Source organism: Romboutsia sp. 13368, from assembly GCF_018336475.1.
Lineage (GTDB): Bacteria > Bacillota > Clostridia > Peptostreptococcales > Peptostreptococcaceae > Romboutsia.
In genome coordinates this window covers 1,665,500-1,670,817 of sequence record NZ_CP048741.1, presented here as the reverse complement: position 1 = coordinate 1,670,817, position 5,318 = coordinate 1,665,500, and the positions used below count along the sequence as shown (strand labels likewise).

Below are 5,318 nucleotides of genomic sequence, written 5' to 3'. Positions count from 1 at the left end.
TATAATATGTTACAATAAAAATAAATAGTAATATTAGTAATTTAGACAGTGGAGGAATGCATGAAATATAATGAAAGAATAAATAAATTTATAGAACTACAAAATAAAAATATGAAGTTTGATGATATAGCATCAGAAATAGGAATAGCAAAATCAACTCTTAGAAGTTTTTTAAATAAATATGGATATAAAATGAATAATGGAAAATATGAGCTTAAAGAAGATAATGAAACTAAACAAATTGAATTTGGTGAAAGTTTAAACAAAAAGAAAAGTACTAATACAAAACAAAAGGAGCCTAAAAAGGGTAGTAATAAAAAAGTTGTATYAGAAGTAAAAAAAGTATAAAAAAAGAATCTAAGCCTAAAGTTAAAGAAATAAATAATAAAAATAAAGTTGTTAAAAGACAAACGACTAAAAAAGATAGAAAGATAAATATAACACAAGAAGACTTAGACAAATTATGTGAAGTTTATGATTGGTATATGGAAGTTAAAGATTTAAAAAGTATGAAAAGTAAACCTAAGACTAATAAAAAGGATATCAAAGTTGAAAGTACAAATTTAACAGAATTAAAAAGTACAAGTATAAAAGTAGATAAGAAAACATGGGAAGATTTTGAAAGGCTATGTAGTAATTCTGAGTTTACTAAACAAGAAATAATAACTCAAGCATTGAAAGATTTTATGAAGGAGTATAAAAACTTATTATAAATAGTTAGTGGGGGTGTTTATAGTATGAATATATTAAATAAGAAAGTAATACTTATCTTACTATTATTAGCTGTAAATACAGTAATTCTAGTTGCTTGTAAATCAAATAATATTAATAATGATAATAATGAGAAAGTATATGGTGTAAATATAGATAAAGATAATGCAAAAGTATTATCAATAAAAGATATTGAAAATGAGAATGATTTGAATAATGAATTACATTTATCTAAAAATATAAAAAATATTTCAGATTTTAGTATATATAATATATTAATTAATTATGAAGAAGTAAATAATAAAGATAATATAATATCTAAGGCTCAACTATTTTTAGATTTAACTTTAAAACCAAATGAATCATCATTAATAAGCTTTTTTAATGATGAAAAGATAAAAGATATTAATATAGTATCTTATGAATATCATACTTTAGATAAAGTAGTAACTGTAAATCTAAAGGATAATTCTGTTGTTATAAATAAAAGCCTTATAAATTTAAAAGATAGCAAAGAATATGAAGTATTAAGTACATCTAAGATATATAAAGTTAAAAACTCAAATGAAACAAATACTTATGCAATTGATATAAAAAATACATCAAAAAAAGAATTAGGTAATATAACTATAAAAATAGGGCAGCTAAATGAAAATGGTGAATATATTATAGTAGATAATATAAGTTCATATAATGTATTAAAACCTTCTGAAGGTATAAATATGGAGATTAAAGCATTAGAAAATACAGAAAAAATAGAGTTGTTAGGTTATAGTTATGATGATATTAAGAATAAAGCTAATATAAGTATAGACCTAAAACTGCATAAAGCAAGTGTAGATAATTAGTATATAATTTAAGTATGAATAAAAAATGATATATTACTAATACTAATTACAATTTAAGGGGTGATAAAATTGGATAGAGAAAATAAAAGAAATCAAAATGATTTAGATTTTGAAAAACTAAATGCTACTTTAGCAGATCCAAATTTTGCAAATTGGTACTATAATGAATTCATGAATAATCCTAATAAAAATATGGAATTTAATATTGAAGATTTTGTACAAACCATAAATAATTATAAATTTAACTAATAATGATCTGACAAAATATGTAGCTAAAAACTTCTAGAATAGGTTGTTAATTTAATATAGCAACTTAAMAATAATTTATTTAAATAAAAACTAAAATAAAGTATTATATTGTATAATTTATATATTAAGTTAAGTATAAAATGGAGGATAATATGAAAATTTTAGTAGTAGAAGATAATATTAAAATCTTAAATAGTATATATGATGAGCTAAAGAATCATTTTGATATATATAAATGTAGTAATGGAGAAGATGCTTTATATCAAATTAATCAAAATATATATGATTTAGTAATTTTAGACTTAATGCTTCCTGGAATGAGTGGTCTTGATATTTTAATAAATATTAGAAAAAATATAGAAACACCAGTACTTATACTAACAGCTAAAGAAGAATTAGATGATAAGGTAAAAGCATTTGAATTAGGTGCAAATGATTATTTAACAAAGCCATTTTATATGGAAGAGTTAGTTGCAAGGGTATATGCAATACTTAGAACTAATGGAAAATTAAAAAATAAAAATGAACTTAAATTTAAAGATTTATATTTAGATGTAAATGAAAAAAGAGTTTTTATAAATAGTTGTGAAATAGAATTACAAAATAAACAATTTAACTTATTAGAATATTTACTATTAAATAAAGGATGTATTTTATTAAAAGAACAAATTTATGATAGATTATGGGGTATTGATTCAGATTCTACTATAGAAATAGTAGAGGTTTATGTAAGCAAGTTGAGAAAAAAATTAAGTGAATTTGGATATGATAAATACATAAAAACTAAACGTAAGGTAGGCTATATTTTTGATGATAAATAAGTCTGTATTAAAAAAAACTAAATCAAGACTTATAAAAATTAACATAGGAGTAGTTTTTGGTTTTTTAATTTTATTTTCTATATTTATATATACATATTTTAGTGGAGTTACATATAACAGTATAGATGATAAATTAAAGGATGAATTAGAATCTATAACTATGCAATTTTCAAGACATTCGATTGCTTATCCAGTAACAAAATATCCAAGTAATATGATTTATATATATAAAGATGATAGAATAAGATATTTTACACATCAAGATGGGTATTTTGACGACGTAGCTCCAAAACGATATGAAAATAAGTTAAATGATATATTTACATTTAGTGAAAATGGATATACCTTTAGAATGTTAAATGTACAAATAGATGATTATCAAATTCAGATAGTTAGAAATATAGATACAGAGATAAACTCACTTAGACAACTTATATTCGTATTTATAATAGGAATATTAATATCTACTATTATCACTTATTATTTAGCAATATATATAACTAAAAATGCATTAATACCTATAGAAAATGCTTGGAACAATCAAGCTAAATTTATACAAGATGCATCTCATGAGCTTAGAACACCTATATCTATAGTTTCATCTAAATTAGAGAGAATGTTAAAAAATCCAAATAATACTATAAGCGATGAAGTTGAAACTATAGCAGATGCTATGAGTGAAATAAGAAGAAGTAAAAAAATGATAAATGATTTATTATCATTAACAAAGGAAGAAGCTATAATTAAACTTAATATAAGTGAAGTTAACATAAAGTCATTTATTGATGATTTATGTATGGACTATTATGACATAGCTAAAATACAAAATAAAAAGTTTAATATATATTTTAGTTTAAAGAATGAAATAATATTAACAGATAAAAATAAATTAAAACAACTTATATTAATATTTATAGATAATGCATTTAAATATACAAAATCAGAAGACTATATAAATATAAATGTAAAGCAACAAGACAATTTAGATATAGAAATTTATATAATAGATAGTGGGATAGGAATAAAAAAAGAAGATTTACCTTATATCTTTGATAGATTTTTCAGAAGTGAGAATGTTAGAGATAAAGATATAGATGGTTCTGGAATTGGTTTATCTATTGCCAAATTATTAGCTATAAATTTAGGAATGAAGATAGATGCACGGTGTGAGAATGGAGAGACTAAATTTAAAATAATTATACCTAATAAAAAAGTTGATAAAATCATATAAAGTAAAAAAATGTTAAAAACTAGTGGTTTAATGCTTCCGCATTGGGTATAATTTGAATATATTATAATATAAATAAAATAGTAAATAATATAAATATGTAATTAAATATTAGGAGGGAATATTAATGGCTAAAATAATAAATACAGCTCAATTTAGAGGAAGCGTTGAAGAAAATCAAGGAGTAGTTGTAGTAGATTTCTTCGCAACTTGGTGTGGACCTTGTAAAATGTTAGCACCAGTATTTGAACAAGCAGGGGAAGAAATGAAAAATGATGCTACATTCTTAAAAGTTGATATAGATCAAAGCTTAGAAATAGCACAAAAGTTTAGAATATCTACAGTACCTACAATGATAATATTTAAAGATGGTAAGCCTGTAGAATCTTTAGTAGGATTTATGCCGAAGGAAGCAATAGTTCAAAAAGTTAAATCACATTTATAAAATTAAGGTGGTAATAAAATGAGATATGATATAGCTATAGTAGGAAGTGGACCTGCGGGTATTTCAGCTGCAATAAATGCAAAAATAAGAAATAAAAATATCATAGTATTTGGTAATGAAAATTTAAGTAATAAATTAGTAAAAGCACCATCAATAGATAACTACTTAGGGTTTTACGAAATAAGTGGTGAAGATTTAAAAGATAAATTTCAAAATCATTTAAATGAAATGGGCATTGAAATAACATATAAAAAAATAAATAATATATACGCTATGGGTGATTACTTTGCTCTAATGTCAGGCAATGACATGTATGAGTCTACAACTGTTATATTAGCTACAGGAGTAGAGTATGGAAAACCTATAAAAGGTGAAGAAGAATTTTTAGGTAAAGGTGTTGGATACTGTGCTACTTGCGATGCGCCTTTATATAAAGATAAAAAAGTAGCTATAATAGGATACAATAAAGAATCTCAAGAAGAAGCTAACTTCTTAAATGAAATAGCATCTAAAACTTATTTTATACCTATGTATAAAAATGATCCTTTAATGAGATCATCTCATGAATTAGATAGTAGTATAGAGATAATAAATGATAGACCAGTACAAATCAAAGGTGAAACTTTAGTAAATAAGGTTTCATTTAAGGAAAAAGAGATAGATGTAGATGGAGTATTTGTAATAAAGGATAGTGCATCTCCTAAATCACTAGTACCTGGTATAGAAACTGATGGACCTCATATTAAGGTAGATATTAATATGCAAACAAGTATAGCTGGATGTTTTGCAGCTGGAGACTGTGCAGGTAAACCATATTCTTATATAAAATCTGCAGGACAAGGTCAAATAGCTGCAATAAATGCAGTTTCTCATTTAGATAAACTAAAAATAGCAGCAAAAAATAATAAATAAAAAAGTTCTAGGTTATCCTAGAACTTTTTTATTTATTATTTTATACTGTAYAAAAATTTGTTGATAGCTTTTTGATTAAAGTAATATCAATATATCTAGAAAAG

Annotated in this window: 8 protein-coding genes; all 8 read left to right on the top strand. The window is 23.3% G+C overall.

Annotated elements, in window-relative coordinates:
- The first annotated feature begins 60 nt into the window (after positions 1-60).
- The 8 genes from G3997_RS06735 to G3997_RS06700 all read left to right on the top strand — a co-directional run bounded on the left by G3997_RS06735 (position 61) and on the right by G3997_RS06700 (position 5,214).
- Positions 61-348 carry a hypothetical protein gene (locus G3997_RS06735; RefSeq protein ID WP_296644717.1) on the top strand — a complete coding sequence of 96 codons (288 nt, stop codon included), beginning with the start codon at positions 61-63 and terminating at the stop codon, positions 346-348.
- 137 nt (positions 349-485) lie between these two features.
- Positions 486-713 carry a hypothetical protein gene (locus G3997_RS06730; protein WP_296644715.1) on the top strand — a complete coding sequence of 76 codons (228 nt, stop codon included), beginning with the start codon at positions 486-488 and terminating at the stop codon, positions 711-713.
- 24 nt (positions 714-737) lie between these two features.
- The gene (locus G3997_RS06725) at positions 738-1,559 is read left to right on the top strand and encodes a hypothetical protein (protein WP_296644713.1); all 822 of its coding nucleotides are present in this window, start codon (positions 738-740) and stop codon (positions 1,557-1,559) included.
- 69 nt (positions 1,560-1,628) lie between these two features.
- Positions 1,629-1,808: a hypothetical protein gene (locus G3997_RS06720; RefSeq protein WP_296644711.1), complete on the top strand. Its 180-nt coding sequence runs from the start codon at positions 1,629-1,631 to the stop codon at positions 1,806-1,808.
- Between the two features lie 152 nt (positions 1,809-1,960).
- Positions 1,961-2,629, top strand: a complete 669-nt coding sequence (locus G3997_RS06715; protein ID WP_296644709.1) for a response regulator transcription factor — start codon at positions 1,961-1,963, stop codon at positions 2,627-2,629.
- On the top strand, positions 2,619-3,860 hold the full coding sequence (locus G3997_RS06710; protein WP_296649462.1) for a sensor histidine kinase: 1,242 nt from the start codon (positions 2,619-2,621) through the stop codon (positions 3,858-3,860). The genes G3997_RS06715 and G3997_RS06710 overlap by 11 nt, the downstream gene beginning before the upstream one ends.
- Positions 3,861-3,984: 124 nt before the next feature.
- Positions 3,985-4,302, top strand: coding sequence for a thioredoxin (gene trxA, locus G3997_RS06705; protein ID WP_296644706.1), 318 nt, complete (start codon positions 3,985-3,987; stop codon positions 4,300-4,302).
- Between the two features lie 18 nt (positions 4,303-4,320).
- Positions 4,321-5,214 carry an NAD(P)/FAD-dependent oxidoreductase gene (locus G3997_RS06700; protein ID WP_296644703.1) on the top strand — a complete coding sequence of 298 codons (894 nt, stop codon included), beginning with the start codon at positions 4,321-4,323 and terminating at the stop codon, positions 5,212-5,214.
- The last annotated feature ends 104 nt before the right edge of the window (positions 5,215-5,318 follow it).

Coding starts and splice junctions, on each gene's coding strand:
- G3997_RS06730 (WP_296644715.1), top strand. CDS start 486: ATGGAAGTTAAAGATTTAAAAAGTATGAAAAGTAAACCTAAGACTAAT.
- G3997_RS06725 (WP_296644713.1), top strand. CDS start 738: ATGAATATATTAAATAAGAAAGTAATACTTATCTTACTATTATTAGCT.
- G3997_RS06715 (WP_296644709.1), top strand. CDS start 1,961: ATGAAAATTTTAGTAGTAGAAGATAATATTAAAATCTTAAATAGTATA.
- G3997_RS06710 (WP_296649462.1), top strand. CDS start 2,619: ATGATAAATAAGTCTGTATTAAAAAAAACTAAATCAAGACTTATAAAA.
- trxA (WP_296644706.1), top strand. CDS start 3,985: ATGGCTAAAATAATAAATACAGCTCAATTTAGAGGAAGCGTTGAAGAA.
- G3997_RS06700 (WP_296644703.1), top strand. CDS start 4,321: ATGAGATATGATATAGCTATAGTAGGAAGTGGACCTGCGGGTATTTCA.